The sequence below is a fragment of the Streptomyces sp. NPDC043867 genome (assembly GCF_056435845.1).
This window is the reverse complement of the sequence record NZ_JBWKDS010000037.1, coordinates 46,450-71,649: the sequence shown is the minus strand read 5'-3', so window position 1 is coordinate 71,649 and position 25,200 is coordinate 46,450. Positions and strand designations below refer to the sequence as shown.

The 25,200-nt window shown below is 72.1% G+C and carries 23 protein-coding genes and 1 tRNA gene; 4 read left to right on the top strand and 20 right to left on the bottom strand.

Going from position 1 to position 25,200, the window contains the following annotated elements; genetic code table 11:
- Positions 1-103 precede the first annotated feature (103 nt).
- A complete protein-coding gene (locus AC069T_RS29715; protein ID WP_478785680.1) occupies positions 104-1,369 on the top strand; it encodes a glycosyltransferase 87 family protein in 1,266 nt (421 codons plus the stop codon).
- Here AC069T_RS29715 and AC069T_RS29710 read toward each other — a convergent pair.
- The 3 genes from AC069T_RS29710 to AC069T_RS29700 all read right to left on the bottom strand — a co-directional run bounded on the left by AC069T_RS29710 (position 1,348) and on the right by AC069T_RS29700 (position 3,296).
- Complete coding sequence (locus tag AC069T_RS29710) at positions 1,348-1,581, bottom strand: DEAD/DEAH box helicase family protein (RefSeq protein WP_121403099.1); 234 nt, start codon at positions 1,579-1,581, stop codon at positions 1,348-1,350. The genes AC069T_RS29715 and AC069T_RS29710 overlap by 22 nt on opposite strands.
- Before the next feature lie 3 nt (positions 1,582-1,584).
- Positions 1,585-1,758, bottom strand: a complete 174-nt coding sequence (locus AC069T_RS29705; protein WP_476751567.1) for a hypothetical protein — start codon at positions 1,756-1,758, stop codon at positions 1,585-1,587.
- Between the two features lie 68 nt (positions 1,759-1,826).
- Entirely contained in the window at positions 1,827-3,296 is a 1,470-nt protein-coding gene (locus tag AC069T_RS29700) for an MFS transporter (RefSeq protein ID WP_478785679.1), read from the bottom strand.
- Positions 3,297-3,412: 116 nt separating this feature from the next.
- On the opposite strand from AC069T_RS29700, the gene AC069T_RS29695 reads away from it, so the two are divergent.
- Positions 3,413-4,306 carry a helix-turn-helix transcriptional regulator gene (locus tag AC069T_RS29695; RefSeq protein ID WP_478785678.1) on the top strand — a complete coding sequence of 298 codons (894 nt, stop codon included), beginning with the start codon at positions 3,413-3,415 and terminating at the stop codon, positions 4,304-4,306.
- A 78-nt stretch (positions 4,307-4,384) separates the two neighbouring features.
- On the opposite strand, the gene AC069T_RS29690 is transcribed toward AC069T_RS29695, so the two are convergent.
- The 7 genes from AC069T_RS29690 to AC069T_RS29660 form a co-directional block, all read right to left on the bottom strand.
- Positions 4,385-4,457: transfer RNA gene (locus AC069T_RS29690), tRNA-Ala, on the bottom strand.
- A gap of 106 nt (positions 4,458-4,563) precedes the next feature.
- Positions 4,564-5,235, bottom strand: coding sequence for a histidine phosphatase family protein (locus AC069T_RS29685; protein WP_478785677.1), 672 nt, complete (start codon positions 5,233-5,235; stop codon positions 4,564-4,566).
- Positions 5,232-5,675, bottom strand: coding sequence for a ribosome silencing factor (rsfS, locus tag AC069T_RS29680; RefSeq protein WP_358853726.1), 444 nt, complete (start codon positions 5,673-5,675; stop codon positions 5,232-5,234). The genes AC069T_RS29685 and rsfS overlap by 4 nt, the downstream gene beginning before the upstream one ends.
- Positions 5,676-5,850: 175 nt before the next feature.
- A complete protein-coding gene (locus AC069T_RS29675; RefSeq protein WP_478785676.1) occupies positions 5,851-7,593 on the bottom strand; it encodes an LCP family protein in 1,743 nt (580 codons plus the stop codon).
- A gap of 16 nt (positions 7,594-7,609) precedes the next feature.
- Positions 7,610-8,308 (bottom strand): nicotinate-nucleotide adenylyltransferase, encoded by a 699-nt coding sequence (nadD, locus tag AC069T_RS29670; RefSeq protein WP_358853724.1) that lies wholly within the window; start codon positions 8,306-8,308, stop codon positions 7,610-7,612.
- A 69-nt stretch (positions 8,309-8,377) separates the two neighbouring features.
- Entirely contained in the window at positions 8,378-8,542 is a 165-nt protein-coding gene (locus AC069T_RS29665; protein ID WP_097263999.1) for a hypothetical protein, read from the bottom strand.
- Between the two features lie 176 nt (positions 8,543-8,718).
- The gene (locus tag AC069T_RS29660; RefSeq protein ID WP_478785675.1) at positions 8,719-8,883 is read right to left on the bottom strand and encodes a hypothetical protein; all 165 of its coding nucleotides are present in this window, start codon (positions 8,881-8,883) and stop codon (positions 8,719-8,721) included.
- Positions 8,884-8,984: 101 nt separating this feature from the next.
- Between AC069T_RS29660 and AC069T_RS29655 the strand changes: the two genes are divergently transcribed.
- A complete protein-coding gene (locus tag AC069T_RS29655) occupies positions 8,985-10,148 on the top strand; it encodes a M48 family metallopeptidase (RefSeq protein ID WP_478785674.1) in 1,164 nt (387 codons plus the stop codon).
- A gap of 240 nt (positions 10,149-10,388) precedes the next feature.
- On the opposite strand, the gene AC069T_RS29650 is transcribed toward AC069T_RS29655, so the two are convergent.
- The 5 genes from AC069T_RS29650 to proB all read right to left on the bottom strand — a co-directional run bounded on the left by AC069T_RS29650 (position 10,389) and on the right by proB (position 15,328).
- Entirely contained in the window at positions 10,389-11,456 is a 1,068-nt protein-coding gene (locus tag AC069T_RS29650) for an SCO2583 family membrane protein (RefSeq protein WP_478785673.1), read from the bottom strand.
- A 78-nt stretch (positions 11,457-11,534) separates the two neighbouring features.
- Positions 11,535-12,119 carry an SCO2584 family spore wall biosynthesis protein gene (locus AC069T_RS29645; protein ID WP_478785672.1) on the bottom strand — a complete coding sequence of 195 codons (585 nt, stop codon included), beginning with the start codon at positions 12,117-12,119 and terminating at the stop codon, positions 11,535-11,537.
- Positions 12,120-12,205: 86 nt separating this feature from the next.
- The gene (locus AC069T_RS29640; RefSeq protein ID WP_476751557.1) at positions 12,206-13,492 is read right to left on the bottom strand and encodes a glutamate-5-semialdehyde dehydrogenase; all 1,287 of its coding nucleotides are present in this window, start codon (positions 13,490-13,492) and stop codon (positions 12,206-12,208) included.
- Positions 13,493-13,565: 73 nt separating this feature from the next.
- Complete coding sequence (locus tag AC069T_RS29635) at positions 13,566-14,024, bottom strand: hypothetical protein (RefSeq protein ID WP_478785691.1); 459 nt, start codon at positions 14,022-14,024, stop codon at positions 13,566-13,568.
- A 176-nt stretch (positions 14,025-14,200) separates the two neighbouring features.
- Complete coding sequence (gene proB, locus AC069T_RS29630) at positions 14,201-15,328, bottom strand: glutamate 5-kinase (RefSeq protein WP_478785671.1); 1,128 nt, start codon at positions 15,326-15,328, stop codon at positions 14,201-14,203.
- A 267-nt stretch (positions 15,329-15,595) separates the two neighbouring features.
- Here proB and AC069T_RS29625 point away from each other — a divergent pair, with 267 nt between their 5' ends.
- Positions 15,596-17,701 carry a hypothetical protein gene (locus AC069T_RS29625; protein ID WP_478785670.1) on the top strand — a complete coding sequence of 702 codons (2,106 nt, stop codon included), beginning with the start codon at positions 15,596-15,598 and terminating at the stop codon, positions 17,699-17,701.
- Between the two features lie 90 nt (positions 17,702-17,791).
- Here the strand turns inward: AC069T_RS29625 and AC069T_RS29620 are convergent, their stop codons facing one another.
- The 5 genes from AC069T_RS29620 to rplU all read right to left on the bottom strand — a co-directional run bounded on the left by AC069T_RS29620 (position 17,792) and on the right by rplU (position 25,095).
- Complete coding sequence (locus tag AC069T_RS29620; RefSeq protein ID WP_478785669.1) at positions 17,792-22,309, bottom strand: nSTAND1 domain-containing NTPase; 4,518 nt, start codon at positions 22,307-22,309, stop codon at positions 17,792-17,794.
- Positions 22,310-22,323: 14 nt separating this feature from the next.
- Positions 22,324-22,698 (bottom strand): CU044_2847 family protein, encoded by a 375-nt coding sequence (locus AC069T_RS29615; protein WP_478785668.1) that lies wholly within the window; start codon positions 22,696-22,698, stop codon positions 22,324-22,326.
- Positions 22,699-22,917: 219 nt separating this feature from the next.
- Positions 22,918-24,354 carry a GTPase ObgE gene (gene obgE / locus AC069T_RS29610; protein WP_478785667.1) on the bottom strand — a complete coding sequence of 479 codons (1,437 nt, stop codon included), beginning with the start codon at positions 24,352-24,354 and terminating at the stop codon, positions 22,918-22,920.
- Between the two features lie 151 nt (positions 24,355-24,505).
- Positions 24,506-24,760, bottom strand: a complete 255-nt coding sequence (rpmA, locus tag AC069T_RS29605) for a 50S ribosomal protein L27 (protein WP_354782314.1) — start codon at positions 24,758-24,760, stop codon at positions 24,506-24,508.
- 14 nt (positions 24,761-24,774) lie between these two features.
- Positions 24,775-25,095, bottom strand: coding sequence for a 50S ribosomal protein L21 (rplU, locus tag AC069T_RS29600; RefSeq protein WP_358853713.1), 321 nt, complete (start codon positions 25,093-25,095; stop codon positions 24,775-24,777).
- Positions 25,096-25,200 lie beyond the last annotated feature (105 nt).

Below are 25,200 nucleotides of genomic sequence, written 5' to 3'. Positions count from 1 at the left end.
CCGCCCGGTTTCCCCGGCGGCGACGCCAACATTACACGCTCTCCCGGGTGCACCACCAAATCGTTTCCGGTCTGTACGGATACGGGAGATAGTGTCGGCCTTCGTGACCCCGACAGCCCTCCCCCGTGACCGCCGCGCGCTCCTCGCCCTGGGGACGTGCCTGCTGTCCTTCACAGTGTTCTGGACGGCCCAGCGGGCCGCGCACGTGTCGATGATCGACCTGATGGTGTACCGCGCGGAGGGCGAGACGGTACGCGGCGGCGGCGACCTGTACGCACTGCGCGCGACCGGGGCCGGCCTCCCCGCCACCTACCCGCCCTTCGCGGCCCTGCTGTTCGTCCCGCTGGCGCTGCTGGGCGCCGGGACCGCGCGCACGCTGGCGACGGCCGGGAACCTCGTCCTTCTCGCGGTGTTCGCCGGCCTCGCCTCACGGCTGGTGGGGCACGCGCGCGTGGAGGGCGTCTGGTGGGTCGCGGCGGCGGCCGTGTGGTGCGAGCCCGTGTGGACGACCCTGCGGTACGGGCAGATCAACCTGCTGATCGCGGTGCTGGTGCTGTGGGACCTGAGCCGTCGGCCCGGACACCGGTGGGCAGGAGCCGGCATCGGGCTCGCCGCGGCGATCAAGCTGACGCCCGCACTCTTCGCGGTGTTCCTGCTGGTCACCGGCGTGGCGGCCCGCGCCGGGGGACGCTGTGGAGAGCCATGGCTGCGGCACGCGCGCGGGGCGGCCGTCGTCTTCGCCGGTGCCACGCTGTCGGCCGCGGCCGTCCTGCCGTACGACTCCTGGCGGTTCTGGACCCGCGTGGTGTTCGAGGCGGAGCGGGCCGGGCTCGCGGAGGACACCGCGAACCAGTCGCTGCGCGGGGTGCTGGCCCGGCTGCTGCACACCCCCGACCCCGGACTGTGGTGGATCGCCGCCGCGACCGCCGTGGGGGCGGCGGGCCTCGCCGCCTCGGCGGCGGCGGAACTGCGCGGCAGCCGCCCCTGGGCGGCCGTCGGGTGCGCGGCCACGGCTCTGCTGGTCAGCCCGGTGTCCTGGTCACACCACTGGGTGTGGTGCGTACCGATGGCCTTGGTCCTCGCCACCAGGAACCGGACGGCGGCGGTGGGAGCGGCGCTGGTCTTCTGCTCGTACGCCCTGTGGTGGGTGCCGCACGGGCCGGGCCGGCACGAACTGCGTCAAGGAGGCGTCGAGTTGACGCTGTCGGCCCTCTACGGGGTGACGGCCCTGGTCTTCCTGGCCCTGACCGCGATCCGGACCGCAAGGTCCGGGACCGGTACGGCCGGGACCGGTACGGCCGGGACCGGAAAGGACGGGACCGGAAAGGCCCGGGCCCTGCGGCGGTCTCAGGCCGTCGCGAACGAGTAGAACCGCTTCAGAGTGCAGTGTTCGTCGAGGAGCCGGCCGTAGATCGGCTCGCCCTCCAGCTCCCGGTAGGTCTCGATCGGGTCGCCTTTTATGATCAGCGCCCGCGCGCACTCCTCGCACCAGTACTGGTAGTCGTGATTGAGCGGCTCCATGTCGCGGACGATCGGTGTGCCGCTGCCGCACCAATCGCACTTCCGCCTGTGTGCACCCATCGCTCAGCTCCAGCTGTGGCCGCAGGCCGTGCACACGTAGGAGATCCCGCCGTTGTCCCCGAGGACCTGCGCGACATGGACGGAACCGCAGGAAGGGCAGTCGAGGAGGGTGGGTGTCTTCCGGATCGCCGCCGCTTCGAGGAGATGGTCGGTCTCCTCGAGGATGCTCGCAGGCATCGCTACTCCTCCCGTCGGGCCGCGCCCCCTTCCGGCCGTCTGATTCTGCCACGGCCGGGCCAATACGGTCAGCGACGCCTGCGTACCAGTCCGGACACGGCACCCAGCCCGGCCGTGGCGGCCAGCGCGTACATGCACACCAGGAGCGCGTCCGCAGAGGTATACGCCCCGGAAGCCCCAGATGACTCAAGCCGATTCAGGAAGAGTGCACCGAAGGCCGCCACACCGATCAGCTGACCGAGCTGTGTGACCGTCGCGAGCAGTCCGCTGGCATCCGCCGCGTCCTCGGGCCGCACCGTGGCCAGCGCCCCGGTGAGCGTCGGACTGAAGCTGAGCGCCAGGCCCATGCCCACGCCGGTGAACGCCACGTACAGCCAGAGGCCACCGTCGCCGCCGTCCCGCATCGCCCACCCTACGCCCGTCACGGAGGCCGCCGCGAGCGCGAACCCGGCCGGTACGAGGGCCCGTTGCCACGCTGCGGGCCACGCACGCCAGGTCAGGCCGACCAGGCCGAAGGCCACGGCGGTCGGCGCGAAGGTCAGCCCCGCGCGCAGGGCGCTGTAGCCGAGGCCGCCCTGGACGTGCAGGGTCAGCGCGAACAGGAACCCGCCGTTGACGGCCATCACGGCCATGATCCGGAAGACCGCGAGACCGACGCCGGGATGACGCAGCACCCCGGGTGCGATCAGCGGAGCCCCGCCGCGCCGCGCGAGCCGGGCCTCGTAGCCGCAGAGGAGACCGAAGAAGGCCGCGGCCGCCGCGAGCGACAGCCAGGACCACAGCGGCCAGCCCTCCGCCTGGCCGAGCACGAGAGGCACCGTGAGCAGGGAGACGGCGGCGGCCAGCAGCACGAGCCCCGGCAGGTCGAGACCGCGCGACCGCTCCAGCGCCCGCGGGTCGTCGCGCGGCAGCACCCGCCCGCCGACGGCCAGGAGCACGAGGCCCACGGGCACGTTCACGAGGAACACCGGCCGCCATCCGGTGCCGAAGAGGTCGGCGCTGACGAGGATGCCGCCGAGCACCTGGCCCGCCGCGGCGCCGGTCGCGAGGACCGCGGAGTACGCGCCGAGCGCCCGCGCCCGGCGCTCCCCGGTGAAGTGACGCTGGATCAGGCTGAGGACCTGCGGGATCATCACCGCGGACCCGGCGCCCTGCACCACGCGGTACGTGATCAACTCGCCGGTGTTCCCGGCGAGTCCGCAGGCCAGCGAGGCGGCCGTGAAGAGGGCGAGGCCGGCCAGCCAGACGCGGCGGTGACCGAGCAGGTCGCCGAGGCGGGCGCCCGTGATGAGCAGGACGGCGTACGCGAGGGAGTATCCGGCGACCACCAGCTGCAGGGCGGCGCCGGACGCGTGGAGTTCGGAACCGATCGTGGGTACGGCGACGTTCACGATGAAGACGTCGAGCAGCGCCATGAACTGGGCGGCGAGCACGACGGCGAGCAGCCGTCCGGGGCGATTGTCAGTGCCGGGGCCTTTACTGGTCGCGGGGCCCGGACTCGCTTGCGGTCCGGGGCCCGCGGGGGTTGTCGTCGTCATGCGCCGAGCCTGGCGACGAGCGGATCCGGGTGACGAGAGCCCGCCGGTGCTGGTACTGACAGCACCTGGCAACAAAGCGCTCCGGCCCCGACGATGGGACAGGGGGAGTGAGGACGATGGTCACGACACAGCAGCGCCGCAGGCCGGAGCTGGCGGCCTTCCTGCGTAGCCGGCGGGCACGGGTGACACCGGCCGACGTGGGCATGCCGCCGGGATTCCGGCGCCGTACGCCGGGGCTGCGCCGGGAGGAGGTCGCCCAGCTCTCGGGCGTCGGAGTGACCTGGTACACCTGGCTCGAGCAGGGGCGGCCGATCAACGCGTCGCCGCAGGTCCTGGACGCGGTGGCGCGCACCCTGCGGCTGGACAGGACCGAGCGGGAGCATCTGTACCACTTGGCGGAGGTGCCCTTCGAGTCCGGTCCCGAGCGCCTCGCGCAGGCCGTGGGGCAGGAGGTCCAGGACATCATCGACGCCCTCGACCCGCACCCGGCGGTGGTCTACAACTCGCGGTACGACGTCCTGGCCACCAACCCCGCCTACCGCGACCTGTTCCTGGTGCCGACGACCAGCCAGATCGGCGTCCCCAATGTGCTGTGGACGCTGTTCTCGGTCCCCGACGGGTCCTGTCCCCTGGTGTTCCGGGAGCGGGAGCTGCCGGTGATGGTGGCCACGCTGCGTGCCGCCTACGGACGGCATGTGGGCGAGCCGGCCTGGGAGGACTTCATCGGCCGCCTGTCCGCCCGGAGCCGATACTTCGTCGAGCTGTGGGCGAGCGGCGAGGTCATACCGCCGGGGCCCCGGGTGAAGACGTTCCGGCACCCTGCCGTGGGCGAGCTGCGCATGACCTCGGTGTCACTGTCCGTCGACGGCATGCCCGAGTGCCGGATCGTGGCGTACTCGCCGGTGGACGCGGAGGCGAGGGAGGGGGTGGCGCTGCTGCGGGAGTGGCGGGAGCGGTTGTGGCCGTCGGCCGATGCCAGGGACGCCGAGCCGGTGGGGGCCGACAGCTAGGGCAACGAAAAAGTCCCGCTCCCTGACGGGAACGGGATCTTCATCACCGATCTTTGACAACTCAAGAGTGTCGATCTGTGGAGCTAAGGAGAATTGAACTCCTGACCTCCTGCATGCCATGCAGGCGCTCTACCAACTGAGCTATAGCCCCTTGCGTTCTTCCCGCTCGGCGGGCGAACAAGAAGAACTTTAACCGGTGACCTGCCGGAAAGTGAAATCCGGGTCCCGCCCCCTCGTGAGGGTGCGCGCGGGGGTGCTCAGTCGTCGTCGCCGAGCACGGGCTCGGGCAGCGTGCCCGCGTTGTGTTCGAGCAGCCGCCAGCCGCGCGCGCCCTGCCCGAGGACGGACCAGCAGCAGTTGGAGAGCCCGCCGAGGCTCTCCCAGTGCTGGGATTCGAGGCCGAGGAGACGTCCGATGGTCGTACGGATGGTGCCCCCGTGACTGACCACCACGAGGGTGCCGTCCTCGGGAAGCTTGTCGGCGTGCGCGAGCACCACCGGAGCGGCGCGGTCGGCGACCTCGCTCTCCAGTTCGCCGCCACCGCGGCGGACCGGCTCCCCGCGCTTCCAGGCGGCGTACTCGTCGCCGTGCCGGGCGATGATCTCGGTGTGCGTCAGCCCCTGCCAGACACCGGCGTAGGTCTCACGCAGTCCCTCGTCGTGCACCACCTCGAGGCCGGTGAGCCTGGCCAGCTCGGCGGCCGTGGCGGAGGCGCGCTTCAGGTCCGAGGCGACCACGGCGTCCGGCCGCAGCGAGGCGAGCAGGCGGGCGGCGCGGCGGGCCTGGCCGATGCCCGTCTCGGTGAGTTCCACGTCCGTGCTGCCCTGGAAGCGGCGCTCCACGTTCCAGGAGGTCTGACCGTGCCGCCACAGGATGATGCGGCGGCCCCGGCCCTTCTTCCGCTCGTCCGCTCCGGCGGGGCCGCTCACCGCAGCTCTCCGAAGTCGGCGGAGTCCTCCTCGGCCTGCAGCTGGGCGTGCTCCTCGGCCTTGCCGCGCGTCGCCTTGGCGTCGGCGGGCAGCTCCAGCTCGGGGCAGTCCTTCCACAGGCGCTCCAGCGCGTAGAAGACACGCTCCTCGCTGTGCTGGACGTGCACGACGATGTCGACGTAGTCGAGGAGCACCCAGCGGGCCTCGCGGTCGCCCTCGCGGCGGACCGGCTTGACGCCGAGTTCCTTGTTCAGCCGCTCCTCGATCTCGTCGACGATCGACTTGACCTGGCGGTCGTTGGGAGCGGAGGCCAGCAGGAAGGCGTCCGTGATCGACAGCACGTCGCTGACGTCGTAGGCGATGATGTCGTGCGCGAGCTTGTCGGCGGCCGCCTGGGAGGCGGTGGTGATGAGCTCGATGGAACGGTCAGTGGCGGTCACTACGTAGCTTTCGGTCGGGAACAGGGGTCGGCCGGGGGTGCGGGGTCGCCCCGCGGGTCCCAGCCCGTCGGCGGCGAGGAACGCTCACCGGTCACCTCAAGGGTCTCACGGCCCGCCGACGGCACCCCACGTGATGGTGGGAGCACGCCCCGGGCCTGCCGGGGCGTGCTCCCGGTCACGACGAGGTGAGGTAGCTCCGGCCGAGTACGACGGACACGTCCGCGTTGGACGTGACCTTGCCCTTCTGCACGGAGGCCGTGGGCAGACCGAGGGTCTTGGCGACCTCGACCGCGTCGTCCCTGCTGCCGGCGTCGGCGTAGGTGATCCGGGACACGCTCTCGGAGGCACCGGCGGTGCCGGCGTCGACGAAGGTGTAGCCGCCGTTGATGAGGACCACGCGGGCCTTCTCGGTGCCTTCCCTGGAACCGGTGGCGTTGGTGATGCCGACCCGCACGGCGTCGCCCTGCTGCGGGCTCCTGGCGGTGCCGCCGAGGACGTTCTTGACGACGCTGTCGCTGGTTTTCGCGGTGAGTGTGCCGTCGGACTGCACCGGCAGCAGCGAGGTCCTGAAGTCGCCGCCCTTGGCGTGGTCGGCGAGCTTGGCGAGGAAGGAGCCGAGGTCCTGGTCGTTGAGCGAGGGGTCGAGGATCTGCGCCAGCGTCTGCACGGTGGTCGTCGCGGCCTGCTCGTCGGAGGACAGCTTGCGCAGCACGCCCTGCATCACCTGCCCGAACCGCTCCAGCTGCGCGTTCTGGGCCTCGCCCGGGCCGCGGTAGGTGGCGTAGGCGACGGCCATCCGGCCGCTGAGGGTCTGGTCCTCACCCTTGTGCACGAGGGGGTCGGCGCCCTTCTTCGACGACTTGGCGTCGGGGTCGGGCACGTCGGTGTCGGTGTCGATGCCGATGTTGCCGACGAGTTCGACGAGGTTGTTCAGATAGGGGGTGTCGAGCCGCCAGGTGCCCTCGATGTCGGTGCCGAGGACCGTGTCGATCGCGTCGCGCGTCCCGGACGAGCCGTCGTCGTCGACGGACTTGGCGAGGGTGGTCGTGGTGCCGTCGTCGTCCGTCAGGGCGAGCGAGTTGGGCAGCAGGACGGTCGCGCCCTGCCGGGTGGTGGTGTTGTTGACGAGCAGCGCCGTGGAGGTGCCGCCCTTCTTGGTGTTGTGCAGGTGGACGACGATCACGTCGCGTTTCTGTGCCGCCGCGGACGTGGTCGTGCCGGACTCGGCGTCCGGCGAGGAGCCCGGGAGCTTGCCCGCGTACCAGAGGTAGCCGACGCCGCCGGCGACCACCAGGGCGAGGACCACGGTCAGGGCCACGACCCGGCTGCGGGCGCGGCGCTTGGCCTCCTCGCGCCGCTCGGTGCGGTTCTCGGTGAACTTCAGCCAGTCGATGACGTCCTCGGAGTCGCCGTCCGGGTCCTCGACGAAGGCGAACTGCTCGGTGCGGTAGTCACCTTCGGCCCGCGGTTCAGCATCCTCCGCGGGACCCGACTGCTGCGGGATGTACGCGGTCTGTTCGGCGACCCGCGGCTGCCGGCCGGTCCCCGAGGTCTGCCCGTAGGGGTCGTACGCGGTGCCGGTGGGCGCCTGGCCGTAGGAGGGGTCGTACGGGTCGTACGGCGGAACGGGCTGCTCCGGGCCGGTGTCGTACGACGTGTCCGGCTGTTGCCGGCCTATCTCGTAGGACGGTGCGTAAGGCTCGTGCCCGCCCGTGTCGTACGAGGGCGCCGAAGGCTGTTGGCCGGTCGCGTACGGGTCGTATCCATAAGCCTGTTGCTGCTGCCCGTAGGGGTCGTAGCCCTGCTGCTGCGTGGGCTGCTGCTGCGGGACCTGCCGGTACACAGGCTGCCCGAACTCGTCGTAGCCGACGAGTTCGTACGGGTCGCCGCCCGCGTACCCGTCGTATCGGTCGTTCACCGGTGCCCCTCTCGGCTCACTCGCCGCGGTACAGCTCGCGCTTGTCGATATAGCGCACCACGCCGTCCGGCACCAGGTACCAGACAGGGTCGCCCTTGGAGACCCGGGCACGGCAGTCCGTGGACGAGATGGCGAGCGCGGGGACCTCGACGAGCGAGACACCGCCCTCGGGAAGTCCCGGGTCGGTCAGCGTGTGGCCGGGCCGGGTGACGCCGATGAAGTGCGCGAGGGAGAACAGTTCCTCCGTGTAACGCCAGGTCAGGATCTGGCCGAGCGCGTCCGCGCCGGTGATGAAGAAGAGGTCCGTGTCGGGGTTGAGCGCGCGCAGGTCGCGCAGGGTGTCCGTGGTGTAGGTCGGGCCGCCGCGGTCGATGTCGATGCGGCTCACCGAGAACTGCGGGTTCTCCGCGGTCGCGATGACCGTCATCAGATAGCGGTCCTCGGCGGGAGCGACCTTGCGCGCGGTCTTCTGCCACGGCTGCCCGGTCGGCACGAACACCACCTCGTCGAGGTGGAACTGGGCGGCGACCTCACTGGCCGCCACGAGGTGCCCGTGGTGGATCGGGTCGAACGTTCCGCCCATGACGCCGAGACGGCGCTTGCCCGGACTCGACGGGGCGTTGCCGGTGCCCGGCACCGGGCGGTCCGCCGCGCGGCGTCCGGCGCCGCTCACCGTGTCGCTCGCCGGACCGGTAGGCATGTCCTGCTCTCCCATGCGTGCAGACCCTACCGGCCCGGCCGACGGGCTCCCGCCGACAGGCCCCCTGTCCGGCCCGGACGGGGCTCAGCGGTCCCGGTTGAAGCGCGTGGTGATCCACAGCAGGAGGAGCAGCACGACGAAGGCGCCGCCGCCGGTCAGGTACGGGCTGAGGCTCTCGTGGTTGCCGCCGTGCTCCTCGCCCTCTGCGGCAAGGGTGACCAACTGGGCAGCGGTGCTGTGGAAGCTCATCTTCGGCAGGACCTATCCGGTGTGGGCGGGATAAAGACGTCCGGGCCATCGTATGCGGGGGCCCCGGCCCCCATCACGCCGACTCCGCCGTTGGGGAAGCCGATGGCGGCGGGCGAGGACGGTGGGTGAGGACGGCCCGAGCCGGTCTCTCGCCGGCCGGGCACCGCCCTGGGGTCTCAGTCGTCGTCGTCCCGCTTGTATCCCCGCAGCAGGAACCAGGCGAGCAGGACGATCCCGACGACGCAGACGATCAGCACGACTCGCAGCAGATTGCCGCCTCCTTGCTGGTCCGCCGCGCTCGCGGCCTCGGTCAGCCAGGCGGCTGCGGGGATGTGTTCCATGGGGTCGCTCCTTACGGTGTGCTGCCCTGCCACCGTAACTCCGCCTAGGCTGGGGACCGCTTCGGGGGCGACACAGGGCAATCAGACGCGTGGGGGAACACATGTCCGACGACAGCCATGAGCGGAACGGGCACGAGAGGGTGCCGAGCAGGTCGCGCAGGCGCTTCCCGGGGATCTCCTCCCGGACCTACGAGCACCCGGCCGACCGCTCCGCCCTGGTGGCGCTGCGCAGGCTCACCGGCTTCGACACGGTCTTCAAGGCGCTCAGCTCACTGCTCCCCGAACGCAGCCTGCGGCTGCTGTTCCTGTCCGACTCGGTACGGGTCTCGGACGCGCAGTTCGCACACCTCAACGACATGCTGCGGGACGCCTGTTACATCCTGGACCTGCAGAAGGTCCCGCCGATGTACGTCACCCAGGACCCCCGGCCGAACGCGATGTGCATCGGGCTGGACGAGCCGGTCATCGTGGTCACCACGGGCCTCGTCGAGCTGCTCGACGAGGAGGAGATGCGGGCGGTCGTCGGCCACGAGGTGGGCCACGCCCTGTCCGGCCACTCGGTGTACCGGACGATACTGCTGTTCCTGACCAGCCTGGCCCTGAAGGTGGCCTGGATCCCGCTCGGGAACGTGGCGATCATGGCGATCGTCACCGCCCTGCGCGAGTGGTTCCGCAAGTCGGAGCTGTCCGCCGACCGCGCCGGGCTGCTCGTCGGCCAGGACCTGCGGGCCTCGATGCGCGGCCTGATGAAGATCGCGGGCGGCAACCACCTGCACGAGATGAACGTGGACGCGTTCCTCGCGCAGGCCGAGGAGTACGAGGCCGGGGGCGACCTGCGCGACTCCGTGCTCAAGATCCTCAACGTCCTCCCCCGGTCCCACCCGTTCACGACGGTGCGCGCGGCCGAGCTGAAGAGGTGGGCCGAGTCCCGCGACCACCAGCGGATCATGGACGGCCACTACCCGCGGCGCACCGAGGACAAGGACGCCTCCGTCTCGGACTCCTTCCGGCAGTCGGCCGCGAGCTACGCCAGCGATGTGAAGAGCTCCAAGGACCCGCTGATGAAGCTGGTCAGCGATCTCGCGGGCGGCGCGGGCGATCTCGGCGGACGGGTGCGGCGCGGTTTCGGCGGCTTCGCGTCGGGCGACGCCCCGAAGAACCCGAACCCGCCGCAGACCCCGCCCCAGGACGGACCCACGTCCCAGGGCGGACCTTCGCCGCGGGACGACGGTCCCGACGGCGGCCACCCCAACGGCACCGGCTGAACCGGCCGCCGACGCGGCTCCTGGGCAGCACCGGCCCCGGGCCGAACGCCGGACCGGGGTCGGACGGGCGCCGGACAGGGATCGACCGGACGCCGGACCGGGGTCGGCCGAACGCCGGACAGGGATCGACCGGACGCCGGACAGGGATCGACCGGACGCCGGACCGGGGTCGGACGGGCGCCGGACAGGCGCGCACCGGGCAAGCCGGCCCACGCCGGGCGGACGTGCACGCAGGCAGGTTCAGACCTTCGGCTGCGCGCTCGTGGCCAGCGACCCGCACAGCGCCGTGGCGCCGCCGGTCGCGTACGGGTCGGTGCCGGCCGGCCCGCCCGCCTTCGCCGTCTGGCCGGCGAGCAGCGGGCGCAGATGGTCGGCCGAGTCCTCGGCGCAGGCCAGCGGCCCGGCCTGGACGTAGGAGAGGACCAGTTCCGCCTGGTGCATCCGCAGGTCGTCGCGGTCGAAGCGGAAGTGCAGCTCGCGCCGGACGGTGAACAGCGACACCCGTGCCTCCGCGTCCGAGCCCGTGGGCCGCAGCGCGTAGACGAGGGTGTGGTCGGCGACGACCTCCAGGGTGTTCGCGTCGGACTCGGCGGCCTGGAGGGTGCCCTGCACGCGGATCCGGTGGCCGGCGAGTTCCTCGCGGGCGGGGTCGAAGCGCACCAGCCAGCCGGTGGGCGCGTGCCGCCCGTCCGCCGCCGGGTGGTCGAAGCTCTGGTCGAACTGGTCGAGCTGCTGCGGGTCGAGCAGTATCCGTACCGGACGGGTGACGTCGCCGGTGAGGACCTCCGGGTCCAGCGAGGACCTGACCAGGTAGTCCTTGGCCGTGGTCAGGGCGGTGACGACCTGGCTGTCCGAGAAGTGCGCGGTGCGCCGGGAGACCGGCATGGTGAAACCGTCGGCGCCGATGCGGAACTGGGCGGCCGGGCTGTGCGCGTACAGCTCCTCGGCCTTCGCGGCCCCCGGCACGGCGCTCTGCGGCGCGAGCGGGATCACCGTCATCCGCAGCGGTTCGGGGGGCTGGGCGGCGGGGCTCTGGTAGGGGTGGCGTACGCCCATGTAGATCGCGGTGCCGAAGGCGATCGCGATGAGCAGGACGAGGGCCAGCGCCTGCCGGGACAGTCCGCGGTGCAGGGGCGGGCGACGGCGTACGGCGGGGGCGTGATCGTCCACGCGCTCCCGGGCGGAGAACTCCTGCAGACGGGCAGCGCGGACGAACGACTCGTCGAAGACGACGGATCGGTACTCGTCCTCGCCACCAGCGGGAGCCCCTTCGGGCGCCCCCTCAGGTGGGTCTCCAGGCCCGCCCATACCTTCAGGTTAGGTCTCCTGGGGCTCCGGTAAACGCAACGCTGTGGGACAACTTGCGTCAGGTCCTCACCACGTCTGTCAGGGCGTGCGGGGGACCGCCGGCACGGCCGGCCGGGAGTGGTCCGGGGAGACGGACGGGCTGACCCCCGTGACCTTGTCGCGGCCCTGTTCGAACCCCGTCGGGGCGGGCGGGGGGACCGGGTCCTGGCGGCCGGACGAAGCGCCCCGGTAGACAGCGGTGAAGGCGAGGGCAACCATGCCGACGCCCATCAGGAGGGCCAGCATCCAGGCGACGGGGCGGTGCCAGCGGCCGGGTCCCGCGTACGTCCCGGACGGCCCGTAGGGGCCCTCGAGGAGGTCGACGGCGTCCAGGTCGTCCAGGTCCGGATCATGGCCGGAACCGCCGTTGCCGTCGGGGCCGAAGCCGTCCTCGTCGCCGTGGCCCCTGGCGTGCGCCCTGCGGGCCTCCTCGGAGGCCTCCGCGCGGGCCTGGGCGGCGGCGAGCAGGCGCTCCACGGCGGTCGGCTCGTGGACCACGGCCGCCCGCACGAAGTCCTCGTCGAAGACCACGGAGGCGAACTCTTCGTCCATACCTCCGCGGTCGCGGTCGTCGTCGGGCTCCCAGCCGTCCGGGAACGGCGTGCCCCCCACGTCCTCCGGCACGGATCCAGAGTAGACCTGGGGGGTCATTTTGGGCAGACCGTACGGAAATTCATCCGCCTGGCGAGACGCCCTCCCACGGAGCGGTCTCAGCGCCGGACGTGCCCGTCCCCGGTCACGATGTACTTGGTGCTCGTCAGCTCCGGCAGGCCCATGGGGCCGCGGGCGTGGAGCTTCTGCGTGGAGATCCCGATCTCGGCGCCGAAGCCGAACTGGCCGCCGTCGGTGAAGCGCGTGGAGGCGTTCACGGCGACCGTCGTGGAGTCGACCAGCCGGGTGAACCGGCGGGCGGCCTGCTGCGAGGTGGTGACGATCGCCTCGGTGTGCCCGGAGGTCCACAGCCGGATGTGCTCGACGGCCCGGTCCAGCGAGTCGACGACGGCGGCGGCGATGTCGTAGGAGAGGTACTCGGTCTCCCAGTCCTCCGCCGTGGCCTCCACGACGGTGGCCCGCGAGTCCTTCGCGTACGCGGCGACCCGCTCGTCGGCGTGCACGGTGACCCCGGCGTCGGCGAGGGCGTCCAGGGCGCGCGGCAGGAACTCCGGGGCGATGTCCTGGTGGACCAGGAGGGTCTCGGCGGAGTTGCAGACGCTGGGCCGCTGGGCCTTGGAGTTGATCAGGATGTCGATCGCCGTGTCGAGGTCGGCGTCGGCGTCGACGTAGACGTGGCAGTTGCCGGTGCCGGTCTCGATGACCGGGACGGTGGACTCCTGCACGACGGTGCGGATCAGGGAGGCGCCGCCGCGCGGGATCAGGACGTCGACCAGGCCGCGGGCGCGCATCAGCTCACGGACGGACTCACGGCTCTCGCCCGGCACGAGCTGGACGGCGTCGGCGGGCAGCCCGGCGCCGCCGACGGCGTCGCGCAGCACGCGCACGAGGGCGCTGTTCGACTCGTACGCCGACGAGGAACCGCGCAGCAGTACCGCGTTGCCGGACTTCAGGCAGAGGGCGGCCGCGTCGACCGTGACGTTCGGACGGGCCTCGTAGATGATCCCGACGACGCCGAGGGGGACGCGGACCTGGCGCAGGTCGATGCCGTTCGGCAGGGTGGAGCCGCGGACGACCTCGCCGACCGGGTCGGGCAGGGCCACCACGTCGCGGACGTCCGAGGCGATCGCGCGCACCCGCTCGGGCGTGAGCGTGAGCCGGTCGATGACCGTCTCGCCGGTACCGGCCTCGCGGGCCCGGGCGACGTCCTTGGCGTTGGCGGCGACGATCTCGCTCGTACGGACCTCCAGCGCGTCCGCGATCGCGAGCAGCGCGTCGTCCTTCTCGGCCCGCGGCAGGGGCGCGAGGTCTGCGGCGGCGGCCTTCGCGCGGTAGGCGGCCTGAGTGACCGGGGACATCGAGTCGTACGGCGAGAGCGTGGTCATGACGGCAGCCTAATGCTCCGGATGGGGCCGTTCGGCTGTTGTCCCAAACCCCGAGACACCCGGCGAAGGCGGCTCAAAAGGGGTGGACGCCCACCGGGGTGGCGGGCAGCGGACCGTAACCCTCGGCGATGCGGTGGTGGTACGTCTCCCGGTCGATGACCTCGAGGCCGACGATCTCCCAGGGCGGGAGGTTGGCGGTCTGCCGGTGCTCGCCCCACAGGCGCAGCGCGACCGCAGCCGCGTCGTGCAGGTCGCGGGCCTCTTCCCAGTACCGGATCTCCGCGTGGTCGTTGGCGTACCGGCTGGTCAGCAGGAAGGGGTGGTCGTGGGCGAGCTGTTCGAGGGCCCGCCTGACCTCCTTCAGGGGTGCCTCGCCGCCCGAGACGCTCAGCGTGACGTGCCAGAGGCGGGGGGCGTCCTTCGGTTCCTCGACCTCGTACATGTCACCGGCGGCGACGCTCGTGAGGGCCCGCTCCTCGCCGATCGCACGGGAGGTGCCACCACCGCGGGACGCCGCCGCCCCGGGGCGCACTCGTCTCACGACGGCCTCCTTCACGCGATGGTCGTGCCGAATCTCCCTGCCTCAAAGTTGAACAGCTACGGCGCCGCCGCGTGGCGGTTTTACGGAACGTCCCTCGCCGGAGGGCGGGAGAATCGGCCGTTCAGGGCCACCGTGGCCGGTTGTCCACGGAGTGTCCGGGACGCGGTCTACGGGTGCAGGAGCACCAGGTCGTCCCGGTGTACGACCTCCCGCTCGTAGGCGGGTCCCAGCTCGCGCGCCAGTTCCCTGGTCGAGCGCCCGATCAGCTGGGGGATCTCCTTGGCGTCGAAGTTCACGAGGCCGCGGGCGACGGCCCGCCCCGCGGTGTCGCGCAGCTCGACCGGGTCGCCGGCGGTGAAGTCGCCCTCGACCGCCGCGATGCCCGCGGGCAGCAGCGACGTGCGCCGCTCGACGACCGCGCGGACCGCGCCGTCGTCCAGGGTGAGCGCGCCCTGCGGGGTCGACGCGTGCTGGAGCCACAGCAGCCGGTCGGCGGAGCGGCGCCCGGTGGGGTGGAAGTACGTGCCGGTGTCCCGGCCGGCGAGGGCGTCCGCGGCGTGCACGGCGGACGTCAGGACCACCGGGATGCCCGCGGCCGCCGCGATGCGCGCCGCCTCGACCTTGGTGACCATGCCGCCGGTGCCGACGCCCGCCTTGCCCGCGCTGCCGATCTCCACGTGCGCCAGGTCCTGCGGGCCGTGAACCTCCGCTATCCGCGACGTGCCGGGCCTGCCGGGGTCGCCGTCGTACACGCCGTCGACGTCCGAGAGCAGGACCAGCAGGTCGGCCCGTACGAGATGGGCGACGAGCGCGGCGAGCCGGTCGTTGTCGCCGAAGCGGATCTCGTCCGTGGCGACCGTGTCGTTCTCGTTGACGACCGGCAGGGCGCCCATCGCGAGGAGTTTGTCGAGGGTGCGGGAGGCGTTGCGGTGGTGGGCCCGGCGGCTGGTGTCGTCGGAGGTGAGCAGCACCTGCCCGACGCGGATGCCGTGCCGGGCGCAGGAGGCGGTGTAGCGGGCCACCAGGAGGCCCTGGCCGACGCTGGCGGCGGCCTGCTGCCGGGCGAGGTCCTTGGGGCGCCGGCGCAGCCCCAGCGGGGCGAGCCCGGCGGCGATGGCCCCGGAGGAGACGAGGACGATCTCGCGCTCACCGCCGCTGCGGCCCTTGGCGAGGGCGTCGACGAGGGCGTCGACCCGGTCCGCGTCGAGGCCGCCGGCAGCGGTGGTGAGGGACGAGGAGCCCACCTTGACGACGATCCTGTGGGCGTCCGCCACACCCTGCCTTGCCGCTGACACGTATTTCCCCAATGTCTCCGAGGTCCGACCAGCCCGGTAGGTGCAATCTACGTGAGCGCGGGCGGCCGGCGCCGCCGCGTTTCGAGGGGCGGACGACCCCCGTGTTCACAGGGTTCCCGGCAGGATGCCCGTTTTCCGGTGATAGTTCTCACCGCAGATTGCTAGCCGGGCGCCAGAGGTCATACGGTCAGTGGTCGGCCAGGTCATGCCTGCCGGCGTCACCCCCGCTTCTCCCATCCGCCGCATCCCTTCGCAGGAGCCCCGCCCGTGCCTTCCGCACGCCTCGCCCCCCGCCGCATCGTGCAGCTCTCCGCGCTGTTCGCGATGTTCGCGCTCTTCACGGCGCAGATCGTCTCCGCTCTGCTGCCGTACGTCCCGGTGTTCGTCGCCGCGAGTGCGGCGGGTCTCGCCCTGGACGTCTATCTGCAGTACCGCGACCCCGGTCTGCTCGCGCTGCTCGGCAAGGTCCGCTTCGACGTCACGGTGCGCCAGCTGCTGCGCGACATGCTCGTCCTCGTGGGGCTGCTGCGGATCGACGGCATCGACCCGGAGCGCGAGCAGGCGCCGCTGCTCGTCGCGCTGTGCCTGTTCTACGCGCTGCACTTCGTGTGCCAGGCCGTCGCGGTGCTGGTGCGCCGCACCCGTACGCTGCCGATCGTCACGCGGAACATCGACGCGTCCGCGCTGCGCCTGAGCACCGCGCCGCCGCGCATCCTGGCCCGCCGGCAGGGCCACCGGCTGCTGACCTTCTCCGTGCCGACGACGGCCGGCCTGGTCCTCACCGCCGCCACCCAGGACGCCCTGTGGGGCCGCATCGGTGTCGGGGCCGCCCTGGTGCTGATCATCGGCGGCATCGTCCACCTGGGCACCTGGCTGCTGCCGAAGAAGCGCGCAAAGAGCGAGCAGCAGGTCATGGAGTGGCTGGACCAGTGGCTGGCGGAGTACCGGCCGACGGTCGCCATGTACTTCTCCGGCGGTACGACGTCGGCGTACCAGGCGAACATGTGGCTCTCGACGCTCTCCCAGATCGACGCCAAGCCGCTGATCGTGCTGCGTGAGCGCTTCATGGTGCAGAAGATCGACGCGACGGACGTCCCGATCATCTGCTTCCCGAAGGTCTCGACGATGTTCTCGCTGGAGAACTCGACGCTGAAGATGATGCTGCACCCGGCCAACGCCGCGAAGACCTCGCAGGTGCTGCGCATCCCCACGATCAAGCACGCGTTCACCAACCACGGCGAGAGCGACAAGCTGTCCTCCTGCAACCCGTACGCGAAGGCGTACGACGAGGTGTGGGTGGCAGGACCCGCGGCCCGCGAGCGCTACCTGCTGGCCGAGGTCGGCGTCGAGAACAAGGACATCGTCGAGGTGGGCCGCCCGCAGCTGGCGCCGATCCGCCCCTACTCGGGCGCGCCGACGGGCACGTACACGACCGTCCTGTACGCCCCCACCTGGGAGGGCTGGGACGGCAACCCGGGCAACACCTCGGTGGTCCTGGCCGGTGAGAACATCGTCCGGCGGCTGCTGGCCGACGACGGTGTGCGCCTCCTCTACAAGCCGCACCCGATGACCGGCTCCGTCGACCCGCGCGCTGGGGCCGCCAACGAGCGCATCAAGGCGATGATCCGCGAGGCCAACACCAAGCGGTCGGGCGCCCGCCCCGGCCCCGAGGCGGCGGCCGAGCTGGCCCGCCGCACCGCGGAACTGGACAAGCTGACCTCCACCGCGTTCCGGGCCAGCGCGGACGAGATGGAGCGGATGCTGCTCCAGGGCGCCCCGCACGGTGACCGCGAGGCGGAGATCGCCCGGGCGACCACGGCGTGGGAGTCCGCGTACTGGGCGTCCTTCCCGGAGTGGGAGCACCAGATCATCACGGACGCGCGGCCGGCGATCTTCGCCTGCTTCAACCAGGCCGACCTGCTGATCAGCGATGTCTCGTCGGTCGTCTCCGACTGGCTGTCCAGCGAGAAGCCGTACGCCGTCGCCAACACCTCGGGCATGTCCGAGGCGGCCTTCCGCGCGGGCTTCCCGACGGTCTCCGCGGGCGTCGTCCTGACCCCGGCGGCGGACGGCGTCCCCGCCCTGCTGGAGTCGGTGCGCTCCCCCGAGAAGGACCTGTTCACCGCGGCCCGCGCCGAGCTCAAGGAACACCTGCTGGGCCCCTCGGACCCGCCGTCCCTGTCCCGCTTCGACTCGGCGATCGCGGCCCTGTGCACCAAGGCCGACGAGCGCCGGGTGCGCATGGAGTCGCGTCTGGCCGCGGAGATCCCCTCCCAGCGCAGCGCCGCCCAGGAGACGGCCCAGGAGTCCGACCAGGGCCTGGAGGCCGTCGAGACCGAGGACAACGGCGCGGAGGACTCGGTCACCGCGTAGGTCCTGACGCAGTACGCCGACGGCCCCCGGGAGCAGCGCTCCCGGGGGCCCTTCGCGTGGCACGGCGGCCGAACTCGTCTGCCGGCGCCGTCAGTCGGGGCAGACCGTCGCCGGCAGCGAGGGCAGCCCGCGCCGCTCGTCGTCCGTGAGATCGCGGCCGAGGATCTCGCACAGATGGCGTTTCCACCGGCCGGGGTCGAGCGACAGCAGGCTCACCACGCCTTTCTGGACCCGGAGCAGCGTCCGGCCGTCCCGGGTGGCGGCGAGGAAGTACTGGTCCTCGGTGAAGTCGTACGTCTCGAAACGGCTGGGGTCGCCCGCCTGCTGGAACCGCACCGAGCTCCCGGTCGCCATGTAGAACTCCGTGCCGTGTCCGGTGAAGCCGAGGGTGAATCCGTCGCCCCAGGACGCGTCGTTCACCCCGATCGGCCCGAGGGGACCGAGCACCCGTGCGGGACGATGTCCGGCGCCGACCGACCACACCTCGACCATGCTGCCCTTGGTCTTCGCGGCCGCGTACCGGCCACTCGGGTCGAGGAAGGCGCGGTCGACGTCCTTGCCGAGAGTGACCTTCAGCGCCTTGTCCTCCTTGCCGGTCCGCAGGTCCACGACGTGCAGGTCCTGCCGGTTGCGCACCACGACCTGCACGTGTCCCGGCTCGGGGCGGCTGTCCAGCGCGAACCCGGAGTCGGGGGGAAGCGCCTCGGACGTGATCAGCGCGGGAGCCTTCTCGGTGAGCTTCAGATCGAGCACGTCGATGCTCTTGGACAGGCGCCGGCCGTTCCGGGCGTTCCAGTGCTCGATCCGCGTGCCCGAGAGGGTCACCAGCTCGTCGCCGCCGCGCAGGAAGCGGAACGAGAGGCCGGCCCGCCCGTTCTTGTCGACGGGAGGCGTGCGGGTGGTGATCTCGGCGACCTTGCGCAGCGAGGGGATCCGCCGGATCTGGATCCTGTTGGGGCCCACCATGTCGGCCACCAGGGTCTGGGGTTCGTTGACAGCCAGGGTCTGCGGCGGGCCCGAGTCCCCCGGGAAGTCCGTCGGTTCTCTCTTCACCTGGGAGATCACGCGGTCGGTCGTCGCGTCGACGAGCGCCAGGCGGTTGCCGACCCGACCGGGCGGGTCGGCGCGCGTCTCCAGGTGGGCCACCAGGGTCTTGGCGTCGTCGAGGAGCAGCGGATGGACGGCCATGAGGTGCAGTGGATCGTCGGACGTCTCGAGCGACGATCCCGCCACCGTGGTCTCGTCCCACATGGCAACGACGGGGTGCTCCGCGTCTCCCAGCAGCCGGCCGGTGGGGTCGGCCTCCTCGGGGCCCTGCGCGCTTCGGATCCGGTCGCCCCCGCGGGCGTCGCCGAGGGCCCAGTCTTCCCCGTTCTCCTGCATGGCGAGGCGGGTGCCCGTACGGTCCACGGCCGCGCCACGGCAGCGGTAGCTTTGGGTCACGTAGCGGTGGTGCACCCGCCCGTCCGCCACCCCGACGGTCCGGTAGACGGAGCGGTTCGTGCCGTCGTGCTTCTCGGTCCGGCAGACGCTCAGTACCCGGCCGTCACCGGACAGGGCCATGGCCGGGAGCGTACGGATCATGCTCTCCATCGAGAACGTCTCGACGTTCCGGGCGAGTTCGCGGGTTTCCCCGGTGCGGGTGTCGACCGCCACGAACGTGTGCTTCGTGTCGTAGCCATCGCTGGTGTACCGCTGGGCCACCACCGTCCTGGCGTCCGGGCCGAACCAGGCCGCCGCGGCCGCGGGCGGCCTGCCGGGCACCCACCGGTGGGTCTTCGTCCGCAGATCCCACAGTCCCAGCCGCCGGTCCGCCACCGTCACCACCTCGTCGGCGTCGGGGGAGAAGTCCATGAAGTGGATCTGGTCGCTTTGGCGCCCCTTCGTTTCGGCCTTCGAGGCGAACTCGGCGGCCGGCAGCACGTGCCCGCCCTTCAGCACGTCCTCCGCCCGGTCCGCCCCAGGATCCACGTCGTGCCATACGAGCGCGCCCTCGGTGGAGACATAGGCGATGCGCCGTCCGTCCCGGCTGACCAGCGGACAGAAGACCAGGCCCTGCCGCTGCAACTGCAGGCGCCGCACGCGTCCCCCGGGTGAGCGGAGGAACAGCGACCCCCGCCCCAGCTCGGTGGTCGCCAGCGTGACACGACCGTCCACGCTGGTGGCCAGGGCGTCGATCTTCCCCTCGGCGCCGCTCATCGCCCACGCGGTGCGCCTGAACCGGTCGTACCCGCGCAGCATCGCGGTACGGGCCTCCTGCGTCGGCGCGAGGTCGTACGCCCCCATCGCCACCAGGGCGGCCTGCGTGGGATCGCGCTTGTCCAGTTCCCCGGCGAGGCTCGCCAGCGCGCGCGAGCGGGCCTCCGCGTCCCGGCGCTCGCTGACCCGTGACTGCTGGACGAGGAAGGTGCCGAGCCCGGCGATCAGCGCGAGCACCAGTGCCCCGGCGATCCACGCGGCACGGGTCCTCCTGCCACGGGCCCGCCGCCGCTGCCGGGCCCGGGCCAGGAAGTCCCGGTCCGCCTCCGCCAGTTCCGGCTCGCGGTCCCGCAGCCGCTGTTCCAGAAGGCCCAGTTGCGACGACCCGGGCAACAGGCCGGCGGTCCGGCCGCCCCGTTCCCAGCGTTCCCGGTCGTGGGCGAGCTCCGCCCGGGCCGCCAGGAACTCGCCGTCGGCCCTCACCTGCCGGGCGAGCGCGGGCCAGGCCGTGATCAGTGCCTCGTGGGCCAGCTCGACGGTCTCCGGCTCCTGGCTGCCGCCGTGCAGAACCAGCAGCCGTCTCTCGGCGAAGGACCGCGCGAGCCGCCAGCGTGCCTCGCCCGCCTCCTCGCGGGTGAGCCTGCGGCGCAGTGGTGTCACGCCGCCCGGCAGCACCCGCACCAGCCCGGTGAGCAGCCGCAGCGCGTCGGCCTCCGATCCCTCCGTCACGCACTCCCGCCAGGCGTTCTCGGCGTGGAGTCCGAGCGCGCCGGACACGCCTTTCAGCTCGTCGTACGCCGCCGCGCGGAGCCGTCCGACACCGCGCGCGTGCCACAACTGCTCCAGGACGAAGCCGAGGAGCGGCAGGATGCCCGGCTCGCCGCCCGCGTCGTTCAGGATGCGCTGGTCGAGGCCGGGGTCGTACGTCACACCCGGAACCTGCTGCACGGGACGGGTGATCACCTCGCGGAGCTGTTCGCGGGTCATCGGGGTCAGCGTCAGCATGCGCCCCGCCCCCAGCGCGGGACCCAGACGCGGGTGCTGGAGCATCGCGTCCATGAGGTCGGCCCGCAGGGTGAGCAGGACCCGCGGTCCGCCGTCCGCCCGGCGCTCGGGGAAGAGCAGCCGGACGGCCTCCTCGACCTCCGCCTCCGTACGGTCCAGGAGCGCCTCGGCCTGGTCCAGGACGACGAGCAGCCTGCCGCCCGCACCGCCGCGCACCCGGTGCAGGGCGTCCGCGAGGCCCTTGCCCGCGATCCAGGACTCGACCTGGTCGGCGCTCGCCGCCCGGGCCGGCCCGTACCGGCCGGAGCGGATGTCCTCGTACAGCGCGGTGGCGAGCGCGAACAGCGGGGACGAGACCTGCCCAGCGTTCACCACGAGCACGTCCCAGCCCGCCCGCCGCATCCGCGGGACCACACCGGCCAGCGCCAGGGACGACTTCCCGGAGCCCGACGGCCCGCACAGGATGACCGTCGGCCGATCACCGCCCAGGGCGTGGACCACGTCCTTGATGTCGTCGTCCCGCCCGAAGAAGACGTCCGCGTCGGATTCCCGGAAGGTGGCGAGGCCCCGGAACGGCACGTCGGGCAGCACGAGCGAGGCGAGTCCTGGCAGCTCCGCCAGCAGGGTCCGGGTCCGCAGGACGAACGCCTGCTGGGCCTCCTGCTCGGGCTGGGCCGCCACCATCAGGCCGATGGCCGCGCCGAGTTCGTTGTCCCAGACCGGCGTCCCGCTGAAGCCCTGCCTGACGTGTGCGGTCTGACCGTCGGCCCGGGAGAGCTGGATCCAGCCCTCGCCGGTGGCGCCTCCGAGCTTCCCGCGGAACCAGCTCTCGCCCGGCTCGCCGTCCGTGAACCCCACCGCGCGCGCCCCGTGCTCCCAGACGCTCCCGGGGTCGGCCATGGGCAGCGGGCGGGCTCCGGGGAGCGGCTCGGGCAGCCGCAGCAGGGCCAGGTCGCCCGTCCGGTCGGCCCGGATGGGGATCCAGGCCTCGACGACGGCCCTGCGCTCCGGTCGCGGGCGGCCGGGAGCCGTGCCCGGCGCGCCCTCGGTGCCCCGCGTGCGTCCGGACGCGCCTGTGCCCTGGTCGCCGCTTCCGAACCCGCCTGTGCCCTCGTCGCCGCTCCCGAACCCGCCTGTGCCCTCGTCGCCGCTCCCGGCCGCTCCGGAGCCCTCGTCGTCGGTCCCGGCCGCCAGCGGAAGGTCCACGGTGACGGCGGTCCCCACGGCCACCGGATCCTCCCGCCGCGTGCCCAGTACGTCCGACACCACATGGGCGCAGGTCAGCACCAGGTCCGGGGCGACGTGGAAGCCCGCGCCGCCGACCTCGCCGTCCTGCCCCTTGATCCGGACGACCGCGGCGGCGAGCGCCTCGTCCGGACTCCGCGACTCCTCCCCCGTCACCACGCCGCCCGCCCCGTTCAGCTCGCCCGGGGACTGTCCGGGGCCGCGCTCAGGGCCTCACCTCGGTGCCACGTCAGCGTCACCGAGAAATTGGCCTGCGTGGCGGTGCTGGCGATGACGACGTCCGCCTCGGCCGACAGCGACACCCCGAACTCCAGCGTCATCTCGTCGGGCGGGTTCGCGAGCCCCCTGAACCGTCCGACGAAGCTGTCGGCGACCGGGCGTACGGTGTCGAGCATCTCGCCGAGCGACCGCTCGGCGCGGGCCACGGCCCGTCCCCCGCGCCCGACCCGGACCAGGGACTCGTCCACCTCCCGGATCTGGACGCGCACGACGTCGTCGCCGCCGTCACCCACGGGCACCTCGACGGTCCGCACGGTCCGGTCGCTCATGACGCTCCTTCGGCACTCGGCTGACGAGTCCGCGCCCACCGCCCGGACGGGCGCGCGGCTCGCCCCGCATCGTAGATCGTCACGCGGCGAACGCGCCCTGTAATCAGCCGACTTGGCCCGGGCCGGGACGCGCGCCGGGAGCGGCCTCACATGCGGGAACGCCCCGATCCATGCGGATCGGGGCGTTCCATGACCATCGGGCGCGGGTGCCGGGAGCGGCTAGAACGGCTCGAAGTCGTCGTACTCCTTCTCCGACTCGTCCCGCTCCGCCTGCTTGTCGCGGCGGCGCTGGGCGGCGGGACGGGGAGCGTCGAAGCGGTGGTCCTCGCCTCGCCGGCCGAGCATCTCGGCGCCGGCCATGACCGTGGGCTCCCAGTCGAAGACGACCGCGTTCTCCTCGGGGCCGATGGCGACACCGTCGCCCGTGCGGGCGCCGGCCTTCATCAGCTGGTCCTCGACACCGAGCCGGCTCAGCCGGTCGGCGAGGTAGCCGACGGCCTCGTCGTTGCTGAAGTCGGTCTGCCGGACCCAGCGCTCGGGCTTCTCGCCGCGGACGCGGAACAGGCCGTCCTCCTCCCGCGCCACCGTGAAGCCGGCGTCGTCGACCGCCTTCGGGCGGATGACGATGCGCGTGGCCTCCTCCTGCGGCTTGGCCGCGCGGGCCTTCGCGATCACGTCGGCGAGGGCGAAGGACAGCTCCTTGAGGCCGGTGTGGGCGACGGCCGACACCTGGAAGACACGGTAGCCGCGGCCCTCGAGCTCGGGCCGGACCATCTCGGCCAGGTCCTTGCCGTCCGGTACGTCGATCTTGTTCAGGACGACCATGCGCGGGCGCCGGTCGAGACCGCCGTACTGCTTCAGCTCCTCCTCGATGATGTCGAGGTCGGAGACCGGGTCGCGGTCCGATTCGAGGGTCGCCGTGTCCAGGACGTGGACGAGGACGGAGCAGCGCTCCACGTGGCGGAGGAACTCGAGGCCGAGACCCTTGCCCTGGCTGGCGCCGGGGATGAGGCCCGGCACGTCGGCGATCGTGTAGACGGTCTCGCCGGCCGTGACCACGCCGAGGTTCGGGACGAGCGTCGTGAACGGGTAGTCCGCGATCTTCGGCTTGGCGGCGGACAGCACGGAGATCAGCGAGGACTTGCCCGCGCTCGGGTAGCCGACCAGCGCCACGTCCGCGACCGTCTTCAGCTCCAGGACGATGTCCTGGAAGTCGCCGGGCACGCCGAGGAGCGCGAAACCGGGGGCCTTGCGGCGGGCCGAGGCCAGCGCCGCGTTGCCGAGGCCGCCGCGGCCGCCCTGGGCGGCGACGTAGGAGGTGCCGTTGCCGACCAGGTCGGCGAGGACGTTGCCCGCCTTGTCGAGGACGACCGTGCCGTCCGGGACGGGCAGGATCAGGTCCTGGCCGTCCTTGCCGGAGCGGTTGCCGCCCTCGCCGGGCTTGCCGTTGGTCGCGCTGCGGTGCGGTTTGTGGTGGTAGTCGAGCAGCGTGGTGACGGACTGGTCGACGACCAGGATCACGTCACCGCCACGGCCTCCGTTGCCGCCGTCGGGGCCGCCGAGCGGCTTGAACTTCTCCCGGTGTACGGAGGCACAGCCGTGGCCTCCGCTACCCGCGGCGACATGCAGCTCGACGCGGTCCACGAAGGTGGTCATGGTGGGGTGCCTCCAGCACTTCGGTTACTTCTGTACGTACGGAATGTCTCTTGGGTAACACGCGAAAGGCGGACCCGCCTTCCCGACCGGGAAGTGAGGTCCGCCTCGCGAAAAACCTGTTCCGCGGAGCCTGGGCCCTAGAGGGACTGGGTCAGGCGACCGGAACGATGTTCACGACCTTGCGGCCGCGGTGGGTGCCGAACTCCACCGCACCGGCGGTCAGCGCGAACAGCGTGTCGTCCTTGCCACGGCCGACGCTGGCGCCGGGGTGGAAGTGGGTGCCACGCTGGCGGACCAGGATCTCACCGGCGTTGACGACCTGACCGCCGAAGCGCTTCACGCCGAGCCGCTGAGCATTGGAGTCGCGACCGTTCCGGGTGGACGATGCGCCCTTCTTGTGTGCCATCTCTCCTCAGTCCCTTACTTCGCAGCCGCGGGGATCTCAGTGACCTTGATCGCCGTGTACTGCTGGCGGTGGCCCTGACGACGGCGGTAGCCGGTCTTGTTCTTGTAGCGAAGGATGTCGATCTTCGCGCCCTTGTGGTGGTCCACGATCTCGGCCTGGACCTTGATGCCGTCGAGGACCCAGGGGTCACTCGTCACGGCGTCGCCGTCGACAACGAGCAGGGTCGAGAGCTCGACCGTGTCGCCAACCTTGGCGGTGGAAATCTTGTCAACCTCAACGATGTCGCCGACAGCAACCTTGTGCTGGCGACCACCGCTGCGCACGATGGCGTACACGCGGATCTCTCTCTCACTCGGATCGGGACCCCGCAGTCCAGCCACAGGCTTGCGCGAGCGGCCTCTCCCGAAGCGCGGACGCCGGGAGGAAGAGGTTTACGGGGA